The organism is Nocardioides daejeonensis (assembly GCF_003194585.1).
GTDB classification, from domain to species: domain Bacteria; phylum Actinomycetota; class Actinomycetes; order Propionibacteriales; family Nocardioidaceae; genus Nocardioides; species Nocardioides daejeonensis.
In genome coordinates this window covers 627,974-648,957 of record NZ_QHKZ01000003.1, presented here as the reverse complement: position 1 = coordinate 648,957, position 20,984 = coordinate 627,974, and the positions used below count along the sequence as shown (strand labels likewise).

Below are 20,984 nucleotides of genomic sequence, written 5' to 3'. Positions count from 1 at the left end.
CCGCGTGCGTCGCCAGACACGCTCCGCCCGTCGCGACCCCCAACCCAGAACAGAGACGCCGCCGCAGCAACCAGCCGCGGCGGCGTCTCGCCATGCCTCTTGACAGACAGGGACTACATATCAGTAGCCCTCGACCACCGGGACCGCGGCGAGGGCCTGCTGGAGGTCCGCGTCGGAGAGCGGGTCGTCCTCAAGGCGACCGCCGAGGTAGGAGTCGTAGGCGCCGAGCTCGAGCAGCCCGTGGCCCGAGAGCAGGATCACGATGACCTTCTCCTCGCCCAACTCCTTGGCGGCAAGCGCCTCGCGACGGGCCTGGGCAAGAGCGTGCGAGGACTCGGGGGCGGGCACGATGCCTTCGGTACGGGCGAACTCGACCGCTGCTTCGAAGCACTCGCTCTGGTGCAGCGAGGTGGCCTCGATCAGACCCTCGTGCACGGTGTGCGAGACCAGCGGTGCCATGCCGTGGTAGCGAAGGCCGCCGGCGTGGATCGGGGATGGCACGAAGTCGTGGCCCAGCGTATACATCTTCATCAGCGGCGTCAGGCCCGCGGTGTCGCCGAAGTCGTAGCGGTACTCGCCGCGGGTCAGTGTCGGGCAGGAGGCGGGCTCGACCGCGAGGATCCGCGGGCTCTGGTTGCCCGCCAGCTTCTCCCGCAGGAACGGGAACGCCAGTCCGGCGAAGTTCGACCCGCCGCCGGCGCAACCGATCACCAGGTCGGCGCCGGACTCGCCGGCCTTCGCCAGCTGCTTGAGCGTCTCCTCGCCGGAGATCGTCTGGTGCAGCAGCACGTGGTTGAGCACGGAACCGAGGGCGTACTTCGCTCCCTCGTCCTGCGCGGCGAGCTCGACGGCCTCGGAGATCGCGATGCCCAGCGAACCTGGGTGGTCCTCGGGGAACGCCTTGCCGGACTCGGTCATCCGGCTCGGCGACCGGTGCACCTTGCCGCCGAAGACCTCGATCAGCGTGCGGCGCTGCGGCTTCGTGTCGTACGACGCCCCGACCTGCCAGACCTCGCACTCCAGGCCGAAGAGCGAGCAGGCGTAGGAGAGCGCTGTACCCCACTGGCCTGCGCCGGTCTCGGTGGTCAGCCGGGTGATGCCGTTGATCTTGTTGTAGTAGACCTGCGGCACGGAGGTGTTGACCTTGTGCGAGCCAGCCGGCGAGACGCCCTCGTACTTGTAGTAGATCCGCGCCGGTGTGCCGAGCTTCTGCTCCAGGTTGAGGGCACGGTAGAGCGGGGAGGGCCGGTACTGCTGGTAGACCTCGCGGACCGGCTCCGGGATCTCCACGTAACGCTCGGTGGTGACCTCCTGGGCGATCAGCTCCGGCGGGAAGAGCGGCGCCAGGTCGTCAGGCCCGACGGGCTGGTGGGTCGCCGGGTGCAACGGCGGCGGCGGAGGAGTCGGCAGGTCCGCGACGATGTTGTACCAATGCGTCGGCATCTCCGACTCGTCGAGAAGGATCTTGCGGGGCTCGCTCATGGGTGTCTCTCCCGGGTGGTCGCGGCTCGGATGAGCACATCCAACACCACAGGGAGGGCGCGGCGGCGGCCGGTCCTAGTGATTGCGCCAGTCGGGCAGAGGCCGGCTGGCCGCCGCCCCAGCACGCACCTGAGCACATTCTCCTCAGTCGCGGTGGCTCCGCCACGGCTCCCTCGTCGGCAGCACTCGTGCACGCACTGGAACTGCGCCCACCTCGCCAGCCCCTACTGGCGCAACACTGACAACGAGGACCGTCTACTTCAGGTGCCGGTCGATCCGCGAGCGCGACTGCCCGAGCACCTTCGCGAGGATCGGTGCCCGCAGCTTGTAGACCGCGAAGCCGACGGCGACGACCAACAGCAGGATCAAGAGCCACATGCTGTCAGCCTACGGCGCGGCAGGATGCGCTGCTCGCGACGGCCGAGCCTTCTGTGAACAGGTGCTCAGACGCGGGTGGTGGGGTCGCTGCCCTTGCTGTTGCGCTTGAAGGCGTTGCCGAAGTCGACGGTGCGCTTGGCGTTGGAGACCGCGGTGACGATCGACGTACCGAGGGGGCCCTCGCGGTCGAAGACGAGCGCGCTGCCCACCGAGACCCCGTCGTACGACGTGTGGTCGAGCGCGCAGAGCCCGATCTCGGGGCTGACCGGGCGACGGGCAAGGGTCAGAGTGACGTCGGCGTTGATGTAGTTCACGCCGGCGGTGCCCCAGTTGGTGACCAGCGTCGTCGAGTCGGCGACCGCCGCGGCGGCGGCGAAGCCGCTCGGCTGCTCACCCGAGACGATCCAGGGCACGGTGTTCCAGATCGTCTTGTGCTCGGCGTTCTGGTGCGCCAGGAAGTCGGGCGACCAGCCCTCGGCGCTGTGGAAGAGCGGTGGCCGTGGTCCCGAGGCCGGCGGGGCCACGTCGAGCGGAGGCGGCACGGGCAGGTCGGTGGGCTTCCAGACCTGGCCGGGCGGCTCCTCGGTGGGCTTGAGGAAGAGCACGGACGCACGCGCCATCAGCTCACCCTCCTGCTCGAGGCGCACGTCGACCAGTGCCAACCGGTTGCCTTCGCGGACCACGTCGGCGACCAGGTCGCAGGGAGCCATCGCCGCTGGTCGGAAGAGGTCGACCGTGTGCCGGCTGGGCACCAGGTCGTCGCGTCCCAGGCCGAGGATCGTGTGCTCGGCCGTGAGGCCGAGGGCACCGCTGATCGCGACGCCGTGCATCTGCTCCGCGGACCACAGGCTGCGGGCCACCTCGGTGGGCACGAGCTGCTCACCCTCGCGGCGGAAGAACGAGATGTCCACGGGCGCTCCTCAGTTGTAGGACCCAGCAATTGTGGCAGGTGCTGCCGGCCGGCGTACGACGCCCGCCCACTCTGCGGGCTGGCAGTCAGGCGGTGAGCGTGAGCGCTGCGAAGATCGCGACGGCACAGCCAAGCTGCGCGACACCGATCTGCTGCAGCACCGGGATCAGCGCCGGTCCGGTCTTGCCGGTCAGCACCCGGCGCAGTGGCCGACCCGCCATCGGCACCAGCACCAGCCCGGTCAGCGCCCACCAGGTCGTGGTGGCGGCCAGTCCGACCACACCGACCGCCGCCAGGAGCACCAGAGCGGCGAAGAAGAGCCGGGTCCGCTCCGCGCCCAGCCGTACGGCGAGCGTCAGCTTCCCCGACTCGGTGTCGGTCGGGATGTCACGCAGGTTGTTGGCCACCAGGACCGCGCACGCGAGGGCGCCGATCGGCACCGCGGCCCAGAGGGAGTCGAGCACCGGAGCGCGGCTGGTCGAGCCGGTCTGCACGAAGGTGGTGCCCATGACGGCGACCAGGCCGAAGAAGACGAAGACCATCACCTCGCCGAGGCCGAGGTAGCCGTAGGGCTTGGAGCCGCCGGTGTAGAACCAGGCAGCGATGACGCAGACCAGGCCGACCGCCACCAGCCACCAGGCGGTGGTGGCCGCGAGTACCAGCCCCGCGGCAGCGGCCACGCCGAAGCTGAGGAAGGCGGCGCGCTTGACCAGGGCCGGCTCGACGAGCCCGGAGCCGACCAGGCGCTGTGGGCCGACCCGGTCGGCGTCGGTGCCGCGGATCCCGTCGGAGTAGTCGTTGGCGTAGTTGACGCCGACCTGGAGGGCGAGCGAGACGACGAGGGCGAGCAGCGCCTTCCACCCCACTGCCTCGTGGTGGTGCGCGGCCACCGCGGTACCGGTGAGCACCGGTGCGAGGGCTGCGGGGAGGGTCCGGGGCCGGGCACCGGCGATCCACTGCGAGGGGGAGGCCATGGCTGACGATTCAACCGCACCGAGCCGCGCTGCGCCTACTGAGTGCGGGATGCGGGCGCGCCGCCGTCGACTCGGAGCTGCATGTCGAGGTGCGGGATGCCGTCCTCGTCGTACTCCGATCCGGTCGCGACGAACCCGAACTCCTCGTAGAACCGGCGCAGATGCGCCTGTGCGGAGATCAGCACCGGTCGCCCGGGCCAGTGGGCGAGGCAGAGGTCGATGCTGCGGGCCACCAGCTCGCGGCCCAGACCGGTGCCGCGGCCGCCCGGCGCGACGACGATGCGACCGATCCGCACGGCCGCCGGTCCGGCGAGGAACCGGCTGCAGGCAAGCAGGTTGTCGCCGTCGAGCGCGAGCAGGTGACGGGTCGTGGCTGCCAGGTCGTGTCCGTCGATGTCGGGATAGGGGCAGTCCTGCTCGACGATGAACACCTCGTTGCGCAGTCGGAGCAGGTCGTGGAGCTGGCGGGTGCTGAGGTCGGCGGGCGCGAGGTCGAGCCAGGTCGGCGTTGTGGTGGGCACAGATCCATTCAACCCGGCTGTCGGGCCGCAGACCGTGCCCGTCGCGCACGGTCCTCGCCACCGGACGCCGGTGACCGCCCCTGGAGCGATAGCGTGACCGGGTGACGTCACTGAGGCCGGTGCGGGGTGAGACGACCGACGTGGTCGCGGCCCTGAGCCGATGGCTGGCGGAGGTGGACGAACCGGCCGCGCTGATCGTCGAGACCTCCGGATCGACAGGTCGGCCGAAGCGGGTCGAGCTCTCCCGACGCGCGCTGCTCGCGTCTGCGGACGCGACCCACGAACGGTTGGGGGGCGCCGGGTGCTGGCTGCTCGCGCTCCCGGTCACCTATGTCGCCGGACTCCAGGTCGCGCTCCGCTCCCTGCGAGCCGGCCGGCCGCCGATCGTCGTCGACGGCGACTGGGTCGCCGCGGTCCAGGAGGCCGGGTCCGGGCGCTGCTACACGTCGCTGGTGCCGACCCAACTGCACCGGCTGCTGGAGGATCCCGCGACGACCGACGCGCTCGCGAGGCTTGACGCCGTACTGCTCGGGGGCGGGCCGATCGACCCGGTGCTGCGCGCTCGTGCCGAGGATGCCGGCGTGACGGTCGTGGCGACGTACGGGTCGAGCGAGACGAGCGGTGGCTGCGTCTACGACGGCGTGCCGCTGGCCGGTGTCGAGATCACCATCGACGACTCCGGCCGCCTCCTGATCGGCGGGCCGATGCTCTTCGACGGCTACGAGGGCGACCCCGAGCTCACTGCTGCCACCCTCGTCGGCGGGTGGTTGGTGACCAGCGATCTCGGCCGCTTCGAGGACGGGCGGTTGCAGGTGCTCGGCCGCGTCGACGATGTGGTGATCAGCGGCGGCGTCAACGTGCCGACCCCGGCCGTCGCAGCCAGGTTGCGCGAACACCCAGAGGTCGCGGAGTGCCACGTGATCGGCGTACCGGATGAGGAGTGGGGGCAGCGCGTGGTCGCCTTCGTGCGACCGAACGTGGCTTCTCAACCTGATGAAGCTGGCGCTTCGACCTGCCGAAGCTGGCCACTCGACCTGCCGAAGGTGGCCACTCGACCTGTTCTCGGTGACGCCTCGGCGGTAGGAGCGGTGCGGGAGTGGGTCGCGTCGGGGGCGGGGATCGATCGGCGCTGGGCGCCCCGGCAGGTGGTCGTGGTCGATGCGTTCCCGCTGCTGGAGAACGGCAAGCTCGACCGCCTCGCGCTCCGCTCCCTCGCCACGTCGAGACGCCAGCTTCAGTAGGTCGAGACGCCACCTTCGACAGGTCGAGACGCCACCTTCGGCAGGTCGAGATGCCAGCTTCAGTAGGTTGAGACGCCACCTTCATTCATCGAAGCAGTGCGAAAGGGGAGCTGTGAGTGAGCTGATCGCCTGGCGACTGCCGCTGCACACCCGCTTTCGTGGGCTGGACGTGCGTGAGGGGGCACTGATCGGCGGCCCTGGCGGTTGGGGGGAGTGGAGCCCGTTCGTCGAGTACGACGTCGCGGAGGTCGAGCCCTGGCTGCGGTGCGCCGAGGAGGCGGCAGCCGGTGACTGGCCGACGCCGGTGCGGGAGGAGGTGCCGGTCAACGTCACGGTGCCGGCGACCGATCCCGAGCGGGCCCATGCCATCACCACGTCCGGGGGCTGCCGCACCGCGAAGGTCAAGGTCGCCGAGCGGGGACAGCGGCTCGCCGACGACATAGCTCGGGTGGAGGCCGTCCGCGATGCCCTCGGCCCGGGCGGGCTGATCCGGGTCGACGCCAACGGCGGCTGGGACGTCGACACCGCGGTGGCTGCGATCGCTGCCCTCGACCGCGCCGCGCGGGGTCTGGAGTACGTCGAGCAGCCGGTCCCCGATGTCGAGTCCTTGGCCGTCGTTCGCCGCCGGGTGGCGGTGCCGATCGCGGCCGACGAGTCGATCCGACGAGCAGCGGACCCCTACCGCGTCCGTGATCTGGAGGCCGCCGACATCGCGGTGCTGAAGGTCCAGCCGCTGGGGGGCGTCCGCGCCTGCCTGCGGATCGCGGAGGAGATCGGCCTGCCGGTCGTGGTCTCCAGCGCGCTCGAGTCGAGTCTCGGTCTCGCGGCCGGAGTCGCGTTGGCCGCTGCGCTGCCGGACCTTCCGCACGCCTGCGGGCTGGCCACCGCACAGCTCATGCAAGCCGACCTCCTCGCCGAGCGGCTGCTGCCCGATCAAGGCGTCCTGCGGGTGCCGCCGACCGGCGCGCTGCGTCCCGAACCAGCGCTGCTCGCCGGTGCACGCGCCCCGGAGGAGCGTCAACGCTGGTGGCGGCGCCGGCACCAGGAGGTGCTCGACTACCGCGCTGCCGCCGGGGTGAGGGAGGATCCACCCCGATGATCCCGCCGCCCGTGAACCCGTCCACCCGCCTTGCGCGGGAGCTCGTCGAGGAGATCGTGGCCGCCGGCACTACCGACGTGGTGCTCTCGCCGGGGTCACGCAATGCGCCGCTCGGCTTCGCCGTCTGGGAGGCGGACCGGGCGGGAGCGCTGCGTCTGCACACTCGCATCGACGAGCGCTCGGCCGGGTTCCTCGCCCTCGGGCTGGGAAAGGCCGGGCGACCGACCGCGGTGGTCTGCACCTCCGGAACCGCGGTGGCCAACCTGCATCCGGCGGTGCTCGAAGCGGCGCATGCCGGGGTGCCGCTGACCCTGCTGACCGCCGACCGTCCGGCCCGCCTCCGAGGCACCGGCGCTGCGCAGACGACCGACCAGGTCGGCATCTTCGGTGCCGCTGCCCGCTGCTTCGACGTGGCCGCCGGAGATGATCGCACCGACTTGCGCAAGGCGCTCGGTGCACCCGACCGCCCGATCCACATCAACGTCCAGCTGGAGCTTCCGCTGGTGCCCGACGGTCGCTGGGAGTCGCGGGCCGAGCCCGCCCTGCCGCGCCGCCGGATGATCTGGCCGACGGTGGAGCCCGAGCCGATCGACCTCGGCCCGCGCACCGTCGTGGTCGCCGGGGACGACGCCGGTCCCGCCGTACGCCGCCTGGCCGAGCAGGCCGGTTGGCCGCTGCTGGCCGAGCCGAGCAGCGGGGCGCGCACCGGTGAGCACGCGATCCGCGCCTATCGCCTGCTGCTGGGGACCGCCCTCGGGGCAGAGATCCAGCGGGTCGTGGTCGGTGGTCACCCGACGCTGTCGCGCCCGGTGACCCGGCTGCTGGAGCGCCCCGACGTAGAGGTGGTGGCGCTCCCGGCGCCGGGAGTCTGGAGGGAGCGGCCGTTCCCGGTACGGCGGCACGCGGAGGCACTGGCACCGCAGGGAACCGCAGACCCGCACTGGTTGGCTCGATGGCAGCAGGCCGACCGGGACCTCTCCCGCAGGATCGGGCGCCTGCTGGCCCAGGAGGGTGAGCTCACGGCCTATCAGGTGGCGGCGACGGTGAGCGATGCCGTACCGCCGGGGGGTCTGCTCTTCATCGGCGCGTCCAGCCCGATCCGCGATCTTGACCTGCTCGCCCGCCCCCATCCCGTCGGGGAGCACCGGATGTATCTGTCCAACCGTGGCCTGGCTGGCATCGACGGCACCGTCTCGGCGGCGATCGGTGCCGCTCTCGGCCGCCCGCAGTCCACCCGCAGCTTCGCGCTGCTCGGCGATGTGACGTTCCTGCACGACGCGGGAGGCCTGGTGCTCGGCCCGGACGAGCCGCGACCGGACCTGACCCTCATCGTGGTGAACGACGACGGCGGCTCGATCTTCACCGTGCTCGAGCAGGGCGACCCGGCGTACGCCGAGAGCTTCGACCGGGTCTTCGGCACGCCGCACGGCGTCGACCTCGCCGCGCTGTGTGCCGCGACCCGTACGCCGCACTGGCGGGTCGAGTCGCGAGCCGAGCTGGAGCAGGCCCTGGCGTCACCCAACGGCGGGATCGAGGTGGTCGAGGTCCGCGTACGCCGCGACAACCGCCGCGAGCTCGATGCCCGGATCCGGGAGCTCGCGCAGTCGCTCACCCTGGAGTGAGCCAGCCGTCAGAGCATCGGGAGCCGCACCCACACGGTGGTGCCCACCTGCGGCTCCGAGGCGATCTCGACCTGGCCGCCGAGGTCGGCGACGAGCCGCGCGACGATGACCATCCCCAACCCCGTCCCGGGGCGCGAGCGCACCCAGGGATCGTCACTGCGCCAGAAGTCGTCCCAGATCCGCTCCAGCTCGGGTGCGCTCATCCCGATCCCGGTGTCGGTCCAGCTCAGCGTCACCTGGTGCTCGGACCGATCGACGCGGATCACCACCTTGCCGCCGCTCGGCGTGTACTTGATCGCGTTCGAGGTCAGGTTGCTCAGGACCCGGCGCAGCTCGGTCGCCGAACCGCTCACCAGTGCCTCGGAGGCGGTCGCCTCGAGGGTCAGGGTGAGGTCGGCGTTCTCGGCGCGCACGGTGTAGAGCTCGGTTGTCTCCCGCAGCAGGGCGACCACGTCGACGGGTACGTCGTCGAGGACGTCGCCGGCCTCCTCGGCGCGGTGGAAGGCATGGAGAGCCTGCGCCACCTCCTGCACCTCCGCGGTGCCGACTCGGAGGGCGTCGAGGATGCGTTGATGCAGTTGCGGGTTGTCCTGCGCGGTGGTCAACAGATCGAGGTAGTTGCGGATGGCGCCGAGCGGTGCGCCCAGGTCGTGGCGGACCCCCGCGGCGAGGCGGGAGTGCTCCTCGACGGTCTCGCGTAGCTCGTCGACCAGCTGCTGCTCCTCGCGGCGGCCGAGGTGCTGTTGGGCGGCGTGGGCGAGCTCGGCGGCGAACTCGCGCGCCCCGCGGACCTCGGCGCGCGTCCACGGCGCCCGGATGGCGCTGCGCTCCAGGGCGAGGGCACCGAGACAGGCACGGTCGGTCCCGATCGGTACGACCAGGAGGCCGGCCTGCCGGCTGCCGTCGTCACGCCGTCGCGGCGGTGTGCGCCCGACCTCGTCGTGGCTCCACCAGGCGACGACCTGGTCGCGGTCGACGACCGCGTCCGTCCAGCGAGGGCGCCCCACCATGGTGGGAGTCACGGTGCGCTGCTCGACGGTGAGGTCGGACGCGAACCACACCACCCCCACCCGGTCGGCGACGACGCCGGCCTCCAGGGCCGCGGTGGCGGCGTACATGACCTGACCGAAGGAGCTCTCGTCGCTCGGGGCGGCTGCGGCCCGCACGGCATGCAGCAGCCGGAGCCGCTGCCGGGTCTCCTCGCGCTCGATGGCGGCAAGGATGGCGCGCGAGGCCAGGGCCCCGACCTGGTTGAGGTGCTGCCGTCGCGCCGCGCCGGGCAGCTTGCCGTCGCCCGGCACGTCGACCAGCAAGCTGGCGACCAGGCGCTCCTCGGTGTCGTAGATCGGGCAGACGAGCTCGTTGCGCGGATCCCAGTCGTCCTCGCCGGTGGCGTCGGGCAGGTCTGCGATCCAGGTGTGGGCCAGCACCTCCTCCGAGACGTCCTCGGCGGAGGAGAACTTCCATAGGCCCCAGTCGCCCGACTGGCCGACACAGGCCAGCCAGAGGTCGAGGGGGATGGCTGACTCCTCCATCTGCTCGGGGCTGATCCCGGCCCCGACCTCGGCGATCATCTGGAGATGGTCGTCGTCGCGCAGCCGCGCGACGGCCGCCACCTGGAAGCCGGTCAGCTCGACCACGTCGCGCAGGATCGCCTCCAGTTCCCCGCGCAGGTGCTCGTCGACCAAGGCCAGTGCGCTCACCGCGACGCCCGCGCGCACGGCATCGAACGGCTGGAGCACCTCGACCGCGGTCGCCGACCGGGGCGGGGTACGCCGGGGGCGCCGATAGCGGGAGCCGCCAGGCGCGGAAGGGCGTGGCGACCCCTCCGCTGATCCGGCTGCTGTGGTCACGTCGCTCTCTCCGATCAGGAGACTGCTGACGCGTCTCCTGATGATGAGACGGTCGGCTCGGTGGTTCATGACGGAGGTGCGTCCTGCTCGCGGGCGCTCGAGACGTGCTGGTCGATCTCGCCTGTGGCGTGCCGCGACCTGAACCAGCGCTTCCCTCTAGGGCGTGACCTAGCATCGAGGGGTGATCTTCGGGCGAAAGCACCAGGCGGAGCGCGACGCCGCCATGGCCATGGTGCGGGAGGCAGCCGCGGCCGGCCGGATCACCGCGCTCGACCGTGACCGCAGGATCCAGGACCTGGCGCATGCGAGCTCGCTGGACGATATCGAGGTGCACCTGCGCGACCTGCGGTTGCCGGCCGGTGCGTTTCAGGAGCCGGAGGTCGTCCCGGCGCCGACGGTGGAGCCCGCGCTCGGCGCCTCCTCGCCCGCAGAAGCCGCGCCGATTCCCCGCTCCGAGCCGCCTCCTGGCGTCGGCACGACGTCGCCGAACCCGCCGCCGTGGGCGCATCCCGCCGGGCCGGCTCTGCCGGCCTCGAACGCTCCCGCGCCGTGGGCCGCGGTGGGAAGCCCGCGCCCGGGAGCCGCTCCGGCGCCGGGCCCACCCGGCTTCGCCGGTTTCCGGACGCGACCTGCGGCACCGCAGTTCCCCGTCAGGCCCGCGAACCGGAAGGGCTGCCTCTTCGCGGTGATCGCCGCGTTCGTGGGTATCTCGCTGGTCGGTCCGCTCATCGGGCTGATCGGGATCGTCTCCTCCTTCGACAGCGGTTCGGAGTCGAGCAGTCGCAGCGTTGTGGCGAAGGAGTCGCCGGAGCTGCTCACCCGCCGGGGCTGGGACCGGATGGTCGCCACACTCGCCGCAGAGGTGGGCAGTACGGAGGTGACGATGGCGACGGTCTACGACGGCTACGCGGTGCTGATGGTGCCCTCCGGCTCCAGGTCCACGCTCTATTACTACGACGGCGCGCTGGAGGCCCAGAGCCGGGGGACATCCACTGACCCGGCCTTCGACCTGGCAGACCTCTCCCCACGGCTCCTGCCCGGTCTGCTGCGCAAGGCCGGCCGAGGCGTGGACGACGTGGAGAGCCGCTATGTCGTGGTACGCCGCGACTCGGACTCGGCGCCGACGCTGTGGGTGTACGTGAACGGCGGTGGTCAGACCGGCTACGTCCAGTCGGACTTCAGCGGCCGGGTCCGCTACGACAGCCACGACCACTGACCGACCCGCCGGCCCGGCCCCGGTTCGCATCTGCGTGGTCTTGGAGGTTCCGCCACCAGGGCGAATGCCGGCAGGCCCTGACGGGTGGAGCCTCCTGTGGTGCGGCCACGGGGCTCGCGTGCGTAGGCTGGCCGGGTGCGGATCACGAAGTTCGGCCACGCATGCGTGCGGTTGGAGCACGCCGGGGTGCGCCTGGTGATCGACCCCGGCATGTTCACCGAGGTCGACGCCGTCGCCGGGGCCGACGCACTGCTGATCACCCACGAGCATCCGGACCACTACACCGCGGACCTGCTGCGCGCGAGCGATGCGCCGATCGTCACGATCGATGCGGTGGCTCGGAAGATCGCCGCCGAGGCGCCGGAGCTCGCCTCCCGGGTCCGTGTGGTGGCGCCGGGGGAGCTGCTCGATCTCGGTCTGCCGGTCACCGTCGTCGGTGAGCTGCACGCGGTGATCCACCCCGACCTGCCGCGCTTCTCCAACAGCGGCTATCTCGTCGGACTGGGCGACGCCACCGTCTACCACCCCGGCGACTCGCTGACCCTGCCGGAGGTGCGTGTCGACGTCCTCTGCGGACCGGCCAGTGCGCCGTGGCTCAAGGCCAGCGAGGCGGTCGACTTCGCCCGAGCCGTCGCGGCACCCCGCAACCTCGCGATCCACGACCGCATCTACACCGAGGCCGCTCACGGCATCCTCCAGACGCAGATGGACGCCCTCCTGCCGTCCGGTCAGAGCTGGCAGCGGATCCCGGACGGCAGCGACCTCGACCTCTGACCCGCTTGCGGCGCCGCTGAGGGCCGATGCCGATGCCGCCGTGGCGTCGTACGCCGCGTCGTTGCGTCCTGCCTTGCGGCTGCCTCGGTGACCAGGAAGCAGGACGTTGCGCGGTGCGTCCTGCGAGGTGGTCGCCCGCGCCGCCGATGGGCAGGACGTCCGCCTGAAGGCGCCCGGTTCGAGGCTGTCGGACGGCCCTCGGGAACTTTTCTGGCGGGAGGTCTTGACGGGTGACCCGGGTCACGCTTTCATATATAACTAATCCATCAGTCAAAAAAGGAGCCATGATGCGGACGAAGGCGATCTCTCTGGTGTCGACGGCGGCACTCGTGCTCTCCGTTGCAGCGTGTGGCGGTGGCGAGGACTCGGACTCAGTGACCGTCACCATGTGGGGTGGGCAGGCGCAGGAGGCGCACGTCAAGTCCTACTTCACGCCGTGGGCGAAGGAGGCGGACGTCAGCATCCGCCAGGACTCGCCGACCGACTACGCCAAGCTGGACGCCCAGGTGAAGTCGGGCAAGGTCAGCTGGGGTCTGGCCGAGGTCGAACCCAACTACGCCAAGAGCGCCTGCGACGCGGGCAAGCTCGAGAAGCTGCCGGAGCGCGTCGTCGAGGCGGCGCAGAAGGCGGAGATCGACCCCGCGCAGATGAACGACTGCGCCATCCCGATCCTCCAGTACACCTTCAGCATCGCCTACAACACCGACAAGTTCGGCGACAAGCACCCGACCAACTGGGCGGAGTTCTTCGACACGAAGGCGTTCCCCGGCAAGCGCGGCTTCTGGAAGTACGTCACCGGCGGCATCTTCGAGGCAGCGCTCCTGGCCGACGGCGTCGCGCCCGACGAGCTCTACCCGCTCGACCTCGACCGCGCCTTCCGCAAGCTCGACTCCATCAAGGACGACATCGTCTGGTACGACACCGGTGACCAGCAGATCCAGCTGGTGGCCAGCGGTGAGGCGCCCCTGGTCCAGGCCTGGAACGGTCGCGTCACGCAGGCCGCGAAGGCCGGCGAGCCGGTGGCCAACGAGTACGGCCAGAACCTGATCTCCTACGACCAGATCGTCATCCCCAAGGGATACAAGAACGCCGAGCTGGCGCAGGACTGGATGGTCTGGTTCCTCGAGAACCCGCAGGCCCAGGCCGACGACGTGACCGCGTCCGGCTACGGCCCGGCCTCGCCGCAGGCGGTGGAGCTGGTGCCCGCCGACGTCCAGCCCGACGTCGCCGGTGGTGCCGAGGTCAACGAGCAGTCCGCCGCCCTGATGAACTACGACTACTGGGCGGAGAACTACGACGAGGTCACCAAGCGCTTCAACACCTGGATCGCCAAGTGAGTCTCGCGCAGACCACCGGGCGGGGAGGGGCCGGGCGCCGCAGCGCCCGCCCCTCCCGGCTCCGGGCCTACTTCACCGTGGACGGCTGGGGTCTGCTGATCCTGCCGCTGGTGGTGTTCCTGGCCGTGATCTTCGTGGTCCCGCTGGGCATGCTCATCGCCAAGAGCTTCACCGACCCGACGCTGGGCCTGGACAACTACCGCGAGATCTTCGCGGAGTCGCTCTACCTCAAGATCCTCACCAACACCTTCGTCATCGCCCTGAGCGTGACCGCGGTGACGCTGCTGCTCGCGTACCCGTACGCCTACCTCATGACGATCGCGACGCCCGTCTGGCGCACCGTGCTGCTGCTCCTGGTGCTGGTGCCGTTCTGGACCAGTGTCCTGGTGCGGAGCTTCGCGCTGGTGCTGCTGCTGCGCGACACGGGAGTGCTCAACACGATTGCCCAGGACGTCGGTCTGATCAGTGAGCCGTTCCCGATCATGCGCACGATGAAGGGCGTCATCTTCGGCATGGTCCAGGTGGCCCTGCCCTTCGCCGTTCTCCCGATCTACGCCACGATGCGCAACATCGACACCCGGCTGACCAAGGCCGCCCAGGGTCTGGGCGACCGGCCGTCCGGTGCCTTCTGGCGGGTGTTCGTCCCGCTGAGCATGCCGGGCGTGGCCGCCGGTCTTCTGCTGACCTTCATCCAGGCGCTCGGCTACTACATCACCCCGGCGATGCTGGGCGGGCCGAAGAACACCATGATCGGCGAGCTCATCGTGCAGCAGGTGAGCACCGTGCTGCAGTTCGGCTTCGCCGCTGCCCTCGCGGTCCTCCTGCTCTCCACCACCTTCGTCCTGCTCGCCATCGCGAGCCGGTTCATGAACCTCGAACGCATGTTGATGGGGCGGTCATGACGCGTGTACTCACCCGGGCCGGCCTGATCCTGCTGGCCGCCCTGATCGGTGCCTACATCCTGCTGCCGATCCTGATCATCCTGCCGATGTCGGTCTCCGACAGCGCCTTCCTCACGTTCCCGCCGAAGGGCTTCACCTGGCAGTGGTTCGAGGAGCTCAAGCTCGACCCCACCTGGCTGGAGGCGGCAACCGCCAGCCTTCGCGTCGCTGCGCTCTCGGCCATCCTCAGCGTGGTGCTGGGCACCTTGGCGGCGCTCGCTCTGGTGCGCGGCAGGTTCCCCTTCCGGGGGCCCGTGCTCATGGTGCTGCTGGCCCCGCTGATCGTGCCGTACGTGATCGTCGGCCTTGCCGTCTATATCGCGTTCCTCGAAGTGGGACTCACCGAGACCACTCTCGGGTTCGTCCTGGTGCACACCTGTCTGGGCGTGCCCTACGTGATGATCAACGTCTGTGCCGGACTGGTCGCCGTCGACCGGCGCCTCGAGATGGCCTCGATGAACCTCGGTGCCGGACCGGTCAGCACCTTCTTCCGGATCACGCTCCCGGCGATCCTGCCCAACATGCTGGCCGGGGCGCTCTTCGCCTTCATCACCAGCTGGGACGAGGTGGTCGTCGCGATCTTCATGTCCGGCCCGACGCTCACCACCTTGCCGGTCAAGATGTGGGCCGGTATCCGGGTCCAGATCGATCCCACCCTGGCCGCCATCTCCAGCCTGGCGCTGCTCGTCATCGTCGGCTGCTTCCTGATCATCGGCCTGGGCCGACTGGTGCAACGCCTGCTCGCCCGCCGCAACCTCTCCTCCGACAGCACAGGTGCCTGACATGCCCAAGAACGCCAACACCCAGGAGCCGCTGACCGGTGCCTCGATCGAGGTGGACCGGATCCGCAAGGTCTACGGCTCCACGACGATCCTCAACGACATCGACCTCGACATCAGGGCCGGCGAGTTCCTGACCCTGCTCGGCGCCAGCGGCTCCGGCAAGTCGACGCTGCTCAACATCATCGCGGGCTTCATCAAGGCCGACGGCGGCGACGTGCGGGTCGACGGGAAAAGCATCACCTCGGTGCCCGCCCACAAGCGCGGCCTGGGGATGGTCTTCCAGCACTACGCGCTCTTCCCGCACATGTCGGTCTACGACAACGTCGCCTACGGCCTGCGGCGCCACGGTTTCCCGAAGGCAGAGATCCCGGGTCTGGTCGCCGATGCGCTGGAGATGGTGGAGATGGGCCACCTCGGCAAGCGTCGCCCGGCCGAGCTCTCCGGTGGCCAGCAGCAGCGCGTGGCCCTGGCCCGCGCGGTCGTCTTCCGCCCCCGCGTACTGCTCATGGACGAGCCGCTCGGTGCGCTCGACAAGATGCTGCGCGAGCAGCTCCAGCTGGAGATCCGCCGGCTGCACAAGGAGATGGGCATCACCTTCGTCTTCGTCACCCACGACCAGGAGGAGGCGCTCACCATGTCGGACCGCATCGCCCTCCTGGAGAAGGGCGACATCGTGCAGCTCGGCACCCCCGAGGAGCTGTACGACGCCCCGAGCTGCCGCTACGCCGCCGAGTTCATCGGCGTCTCCAACATCATGACTGGCTCCCGCGCCGGGGACGTCTTCACCGACACCCGCAACCAGACCACCCACAAGGTGTCGGGCGGGGCCGCGGACGGCACCGTCCTCATGGTTCGTCCGGAGCGCCTGCGGGTGAGTGCCGGCCAGGTGGGCCCCGCTGGACATGAGAACGCCTTGCCGGCGATCGTCTCGGACTGCGTCTACCTAGGGAGCGACCGCACCGTGCACGTGCGCACCGCCTCCGGTGAGGAGATGGTCGCGCGCACCGAGGTGCCGCGTACCGACGACGGCATCCAGCCCGGCGTGCCCGTCACCTTGACCTGGAACATCGAGGACGCGCGCGTGCTCGCCGAGGAGGCTGCGCGATGAGCGGCGCCGCGAGCACCAGCATGACCGGCGGCGAGGCGCTGGTCCGGGCCTTGGCCGACCACGGTGTCGACACCGTCTTCGGCATCCCGGGCACGCACAACCTGTCGGCGTACGCCGCCCTGGCGAGGCACGGGATCACCCACGTCTCCCCGCGGCACGAGCAGGGCGCCGGCTATGCCGCCGACGGCTACGCCCGCTCCAGCGGGCGCGTGGGCGTGGCGCTGACCACCACCGGGCCGGCGATCCTCAACGCCGCCGCGGCAGCCGCGCAGGCCTACTCCGACTCGGTCCCGGTGCTCTTCATCTCGCCGGGCATGCCGTTGCAGCATCCCGGCATGGGCAACGGCCTGCTGCACGAGATCAAGAACCAGCCGGGATCGATGGAGGCCGTCCTCGGGGTCAGCATCCGGGTCACCAGCGTCGCCGAGATCCCCTTGGCGGTCGCGCAGGCCTTCGCCACGATGCTCGAGGGGCGGCCGCGCCCGGTCCACCTGGAGATCCCGCTCGACCTCCTCGACGTCGTCGCCGAGGTCGCCGGCGTACCTCCGGTCCTCTTCGGCACGCTGCAGCCGGCTCCCGCGGCGGTGGAGGCTGCGGTCTCGCTGCTCGACGGGGCCGAGCGTGTGGTCATGGTGACCGGTGGCGGCGCCTTCCACGCCGCCGACCAGGCTCGCCGGCTCGCGGAGCGGCTCGACGCCGCCGTGCTCAGCACCGCCAACGGCAAGGGCACGGTCCCCGAGGACCACCCGCTCTTCGTCGGCACCGGCCTCCAGCACGCGGCCGCCCGTGAGCTCTGCGGCGGCGCCGACGTGGTGCTGGCGGTCGGCACCGAGTTCGCGCCCTCCGACTGGTGGGGCGGCCTGCCGGACTTCTCCGGCCGGGTGATCCGCATCGACATCGACGGCGCCGAGATCAACGCCAACGTGGTGCCCGACGTCGCGGTCGTCGGCGACGCCGCCGCCACTCTCGATCAGCTCCTCGAACGCACCCGTGTGCACGATCCTGCGGAGTGGACAGCACCGTGGCGGGCTCGGCTCCTCGAGCAGGCCGCCGTCGAGGGTGCCCCCTGGTTGGAGATGGTGCAGGCGCTCACCGAGGTCCTGCCTCGCGACACGATCGTGGCCGCCGACAACGCGATGGCCGTCTACTACGGCGCGCTCTCGAACCTGCCGCTGCACCGCCCGCACGCCTTCCTCTACCCGACGGGCGCCGGCACGCTCGGCTTCGGCCTCCCCGCGGGCATCGGGGCGAAGGTGGCGCAGCCGGAGGCGCCGGTCCTGGTGCTGCAGGGCGACGGCGGGATCATGTTCACGATCGCCGAGCTCGCGATGGCGGCCGAGGCGCGCCTTGCCCTGCCCGTCGTGATCGTCGACAACGGCGGCTACGGCGAGATCCGCAACGAGATGGAGGACCGTGGCGAGCCGATCCACGCCGTCGGGCTCGGCCACCCGGACTTCGTCCAGCTCGGTCGATCGCTGGGCTGCCACGGCATCCATGTCGAGGACGCCCTCGGCCTGGCCGCTGCGGTCAAGGAGGCGTTCGACGCCGACCGCCCCACCGTGATCCACATCCGCGAGCACAGCCGCGCCTCCGGCGACGGTGTCGACTCGAGCCGCGCCTCCGGCGACGGTGTCGACTCGAGCCGCGCCTCCGGCGACGGTGTCGACTCGAGCCGCGCCTCCGGCGACGGGGCATGACCGCCACGATGACCAGTCGCCCGATCGCGGTGTACGCCGACATCGTCGACCTCGACCCCACCCCCGGGGTGCGGCGGCTGGAGGAGGCGGGCTTCGACGTACGCATCCTCGACACCGCCGATCCGGCGGCGATCGTCGCCGGGGCCCGGGACGCCCAGGCGCTGCTGGTCGGCTACGCGCCGGTCACGGCACAGATGTTGGCCGAGCTTCCGGAGCTTCGGGTGGTCGCGACGCAGTCCGTCGGCGTCGACACCGTCGACCTGGAGGCCTGTCGCACCCGGGGCGTCGCCGTGCGCAACGTGCCGGGAGCTGCCACCGAGGAGGTGGCCGCCCACGCGCTCGCGATGTCGCTGGCACTCGTGCGTGGCCTGCCCTTCCTCGGTCGTGCCGTCGCCGGCGGCGTGTGGGACGGCACAGACGAGCGGTTGCTGCGCCCCTCCGAGCTGACCATCGGGGTGCTCGGCCTGGGTCGGATCGGCGCCGCCTACGCCCGGATGATCCGCCCGCTGGTGGCCCGCGTCGTCGGCTACGACCCGCTGGCCGCCGCGCCCGTCGGCGTCGAGCAGGGCACGCTGGACGAGGTCCTCGCGGCCAGCGACCTGATCAGCCTGCACCTGCCCTCGACCGAACAGACCCGGGGCATGTTCGACGCCGAACGCCTCGCGCAGCTGCGTCCTGGTGCCCTCCTGGTGAACGTCTCCCGTGGCGACCTGGTGGTGTCCGAGGCGTTGATCGGTGCGCTCGACGACGGACGCGTCGGCGCCGCGGCGCTCGACGTGCTCGGTCAGGAGCCGCCGGCGGCCGACGATCCGCTGGTCGCCCATCCCCGCACGCTCGTGACGCCGCACGTCGCCTATCTCTCGGCGGCGAGCGCGCGCGACTACGTGCTGCACCAGGCCGAGGCTGTGGTCGATCAGCTGGCACCGGTCGCCCCGCGCGCTCGGGACCGCGGGTGACCGCCCAGGCCGACCTCGCCCGTACCCCCACCCGCACGCTGCCCACCGCGGCGCTCGCCCTGCTGGGGGTGGCGGTCATGTGGGGATCGTCGTTCCCGATCTCGAAGGACCTCCTGGTCCACCTGCCGGTGAGCGACTACCTGGCGGTCCGCTTCGCGCTGGCGTCGCTAGCCGTCTGGGTCTTCCGGCCGCGGATCCTCTTCACCCTGACCCGGCGCCAGCTCGGGGTGGGGGTGCTGCTCGGGCTGATCTACGGCACCGGACAGTTCCTCCAGTTCGTAGGTCTGAGCCACGCAGCGGTGACCGTCTCAGCCTTCCTGGTCTCCATGTACGTCGTCGTGGTGCCGATCTTCAGCGCCGTCGTACATCGCACCCGGGTGCCGCTCGCCACGGGAGTCGCCGTACTGCTGGCCGTCACCGGCGTGATGGCGATGTCGTTGCGTGGCTGGTCCTTCGGCTATGGCGAGTCGCTCGTGCTCTCGAGCTCCCTGCTGTACGCCGCCCACATCCTCACCACCGGCCGTCTGGTCCGCACTGGCGAGGCGCATGCGATCACGCTCGTGCAGATGGTGACCATCTCCGTGGTCTGTGCTGCGGCCGGCGTGCACGACGGCATCACCCTCCCGCACGGCGCCGACTGGTGGCCGATGCTCTATCTCGCGCTCGTCTGCGGCGGCCTGGCGATGGTGGTGCAGGCCTGGTCGCAGGCGCGGATCACCGTCTCCCAGGCCTCGGTGGTGATGGTCACCGAGCCCGTCTGGGCCTCGATGTTCGCCGTCGTGATCTGGTCCGAGGCCCTCGACCTCCGCACCGTGCTCGGTGCGGGCCTGGTGCTGGCCGCCGCCGTCCTGGTGCTGACCGACCGGGGGCGGCCCGTCCCTGTGGTCGATCCCCTACCCGTTCAACCGTCCCCGACCGAGTTCCCCCATCACGAGGAGTGACCATGGCCTTCAACAACGAGTTCACCGAGACCTTCGGCATCGAGCACCCGATCGTCTGCGGCGGCATGCTCGCCGTCGGTACGGCGGAGCTGATCGCCGGCGTCGCCAACGCCGGTGCGCTGGGCTTCCTCAGTGCGCTCACCCAACCGACCCCGGAGGCTCTGGCAGCGGAGATCAGCCGCTGCCAGGAGATGACGGACAAGCCGTTCGGCGTGAACCTGACCATCCTGCCGACCATCGACCCGGTGCCCTATGACGAGTACCGCGAGGCGATCATCGAGTCCGGGATCAAGATCGTCGAGACCGCCGGCAGCAACCCGGCGCCGCACCTTCCCTCGTTCAAGGCTGCCGGAGTCAAGGTCATCCACAAGGCGGTCGCGGTGCGGCACGCGGTCAAGGCGCAGTCGCTCGGCGTGGACGCGGTGAGCATCGACGGCTTCGAGTGCGCCGGCCACCCTGGCGACGACGACATCCCTGGCCTGGTGCTCATCCCGGCCGCCGCGCGCAAGCTGGACATCCCGATCATCGCCTCGGGCGGCTTCGCCACCGGCAGCGGCCTGGTCGCCGCACTCGCGCTGGGTGCGTGCGCGATCAACATGGGCACCCGGTTCGAGGCGACCGTCGAGGCGCCGATCCACCAGAACGTGAAGGACCAGATCGTCGCCAACAGCGAACTCGACACCACGCTGGTGTTCCGCGAGTTCCGCAACACTGCCCGCGTCGCCAAGAACGCGGTCTCCGACGAGATCAAGCGGATCGGCTCCCAGCCGGATGCCACCTTCGCCGACGTCGCACACCTGGCCTCGGGTGCACGCGGCCGCAAGGAGGTGCTTGCTGGTGGCGATGTCGACGGCGGCATGTGGTGGGCCAGCCAGGCGCAGGGCCTGATCGACAGCGTCGAGACCTGCCAGGAGGTGGTGACCTCGATCATCGCCGAGGCCGAGGAGTTGATCGGCAAGCGTCTTCCGGCGCAGCTCGCCTGAGCCGTCCGCCGCCGGACGTCCTGCCCCTAGGTCGCTGGAGCAGCCAGGTGGCAGGACGTTGTGGGGAGGTCCTGCGGGGTGGTTGCTCGGGCAGCCAGGTGGCAGGACGTTGTGGGGGAGGTCCTGCGGGGTGGTTGCTGGAGCAGCCAGGTGGCAGGACGTTGTGGAG

General features: G+C 70.8%; 19 protein-coding genes. 13 read left to right on the top strand and 6 right to left on the bottom strand.

Features of this window, described 5'->3' with window-relative positions:
- Positions 1-120: 120 nt before the first annotated feature.
- The 5 genes from DNK54_RS11120 to DNK54_RS11105 all read right to left on the bottom strand — a co-directional run bounded on the left by DNK54_RS11120 (position 121) and on the right by DNK54_RS11105 (position 4,265).
- Positions 121-1,482, bottom strand: coding sequence for a TrpB-like pyridoxal phosphate-dependent enzyme (locus DNK54_RS11120; RefSeq protein ID WP_110207005.1), 1,362 nt, complete (start codon positions 1,480-1,482; stop codon positions 121-123).
- Between the two features lie 255 nt (positions 1,483-1,737).
- Positions 1,738-1,860: a hypothetical protein gene (locus DNK54_RS21700; protein WP_275426257.1), complete on the bottom strand. Its 123-nt coding sequence runs from the start codon at positions 1,858-1,860 to the stop codon at positions 1,738-1,740.
- A gap of 65 nt (positions 1,861-1,925) precedes the next feature.
- Positions 1,926-2,771, bottom strand: a complete 846-nt coding sequence (locus tag DNK54_RS11115) for an acyl-CoA thioesterase domain-containing protein (RefSeq protein ID WP_110207004.1) — start codon at positions 2,769-2,771, stop codon at positions 1,926-1,928.
- Between the two features lie 85 nt (positions 2,772-2,856).
- On the bottom strand, positions 2,857-3,744 hold the full coding sequence (locus tag DNK54_RS11110; RefSeq protein WP_110207003.1) for a 1,4-dihydroxy-2-naphthoate polyprenyltransferase: 888 nt from the start codon (positions 3,742-3,744) through the stop codon (positions 2,857-2,859).
- 35 nt (positions 3,745-3,779) lie between these two features.
- A complete protein-coding gene (locus DNK54_RS11105; protein WP_110207002.1) occupies positions 3,780-4,265 on the bottom strand; it encodes a GNAT family N-acetyltransferase in 486 nt (161 codons plus the stop codon).
- A 101-nt stretch (positions 4,266-4,366) separates the two neighbouring features.
- Here DNK54_RS11105 and DNK54_RS11100 point away from each other — a divergent pair, with 101 nt between their 5' ends.
- From DNK54_RS11100 to menD, 3 genes are all read left to right on the top strand, one after another.
- A complete protein-coding gene (locus DNK54_RS11100; protein WP_110207001.1) occupies positions 4,367-5,506 on the top strand; it encodes an AMP-binding protein in 1,140 nt (379 codons plus the stop codon).
- A 121-nt stretch (positions 5,507-5,627) separates the two neighbouring features.
- Positions 5,628-6,605, top strand: a complete 978-nt coding sequence (locus DNK54_RS11095) for an o-succinylbenzoate synthase (protein ID WP_239460044.1) — start codon at positions 5,628-5,630, stop codon at positions 6,603-6,605.
- Positions 6,602-8,227, top strand: coding sequence for a 2-succinyl-5-enolpyruvyl-6-hydroxy-3-cyclohexene-1-carboxylic-acid synthase (menD, locus tag DNK54_RS11090; protein ID WP_110206999.1), 1,626 nt, complete (start codon positions 6,602-6,604; stop codon positions 8,225-8,227). The genes DNK54_RS11095 and menD overlap by 4 nt, the downstream gene beginning before the upstream one ends.
- Positions 8,228-8,235: 8 nt before the next feature.
- Here the strand turns inward: menD and DNK54_RS11085 are convergent, their stop codons facing one another.
- Complete coding sequence (locus DNK54_RS11085; RefSeq protein ID WP_162602405.1) at positions 8,236-10,080, bottom strand: sensor histidine kinase; 1,845 nt, start codon at positions 10,078-10,080, stop codon at positions 8,236-8,238.
- A 181-nt stretch (positions 10,081-10,261) separates the two neighbouring features.
- Between DNK54_RS11085 and DNK54_RS11080 the strand changes: the two genes are divergently transcribed.
- The 10 genes from DNK54_RS11080 to DNK54_RS11035 all read left to right on the top strand — a co-directional run bounded on the left by DNK54_RS11080 (position 10,262) and on the right by DNK54_RS11035 (position 20,815).
- Complete coding sequence (locus tag DNK54_RS11080; protein WP_110206997.1) at positions 10,262-11,296, top strand: DUF1707 SHOCT-like domain-containing protein; 1,035 nt, start codon at positions 10,262-10,264, stop codon at positions 11,294-11,296.
- 135 nt (positions 11,297-11,431) lie between these two features.
- The gene (locus DNK54_RS11075) at positions 11,432-12,070 is read left to right on the top strand and encodes an MBL fold metallo-hydrolase (RefSeq protein WP_110206996.1); all 639 of its coding nucleotides are present in this window, start codon (positions 11,432-11,434) and stop codon (positions 12,068-12,070) included.
- 284 nt (positions 12,071-12,354) lie between these two features.
- Positions 12,355-13,407, top strand: a complete 1,053-nt coding sequence (locus DNK54_RS11070) for a polyamine ABC transporter substrate-binding protein (RefSeq protein WP_204164521.1) — start codon at positions 12,355-12,357, stop codon at positions 13,405-13,407.
- Positions 13,404-14,309 (top strand): ABC transporter permease, encoded by a 906-nt coding sequence (locus DNK54_RS11065; RefSeq protein WP_204164520.1) that lies wholly within the window; start codon positions 13,404-13,406, stop codon positions 14,307-14,309. Before DNK54_RS11070 ends, DNK54_RS11065 begins: the two co-directional genes overlap by 4 nt.
- Positions 14,306-15,130, top strand: coding sequence for an ABC transporter permease (locus tag DNK54_RS11060; RefSeq protein WP_110206995.1), 825 nt, complete (start codon positions 14,306-14,308; stop codon positions 15,128-15,130). Before DNK54_RS11065 ends, DNK54_RS11060 begins: the two co-directional genes overlap by 4 nt.
- Before the next feature lies 1 nt (position 15,131).
- Positions 15,132-16,238, top strand: coding sequence for an ABC transporter ATP-binding protein (locus DNK54_RS11055; RefSeq protein WP_110206994.1), 1,107 nt, complete (start codon positions 15,132-15,134; stop codon positions 16,236-16,238).
- Positions 16,235-17,935 carry a thiamine pyrophosphate-binding protein gene (locus tag DNK54_RS11050; RefSeq protein ID WP_110206993.1) on the top strand — a complete coding sequence of 567 codons (1,701 nt, stop codon included), beginning with the start codon at positions 16,235-16,237 and terminating at the stop codon, positions 17,933-17,935. The genes DNK54_RS11055 and DNK54_RS11050 overlap by 4 nt, the downstream gene beginning before the upstream one ends.
- Positions 17,932-18,891, top strand: coding sequence for a C-terminal binding protein (locus tag DNK54_RS11045; RefSeq protein ID WP_204164519.1), 960 nt, complete (start codon positions 17,932-17,934; stop codon positions 18,889-18,891). Before DNK54_RS11050 ends, DNK54_RS11045 begins: the two co-directional genes overlap by 4 nt.
- A complete protein-coding gene (locus DNK54_RS11040) occupies positions 18,888-19,832 on the top strand; it encodes a DMT family transporter (RefSeq protein ID WP_110206992.1) in 945 nt (314 codons plus the stop codon). Before DNK54_RS11045 ends, DNK54_RS11040 begins: the two co-directional genes overlap by 4 nt.
- Before the next feature lie 2 nt (positions 19,833-19,834).
- Positions 19,835-20,815, top strand: a complete 981-nt coding sequence (locus tag DNK54_RS11035) for an NAD(P)H-dependent flavin oxidoreductase (protein WP_110206991.1) — start codon at positions 19,835-19,837, stop codon at positions 20,813-20,815.
- The last annotated feature ends 169 nt before the right edge of the window (positions 20,816-20,984 follow it).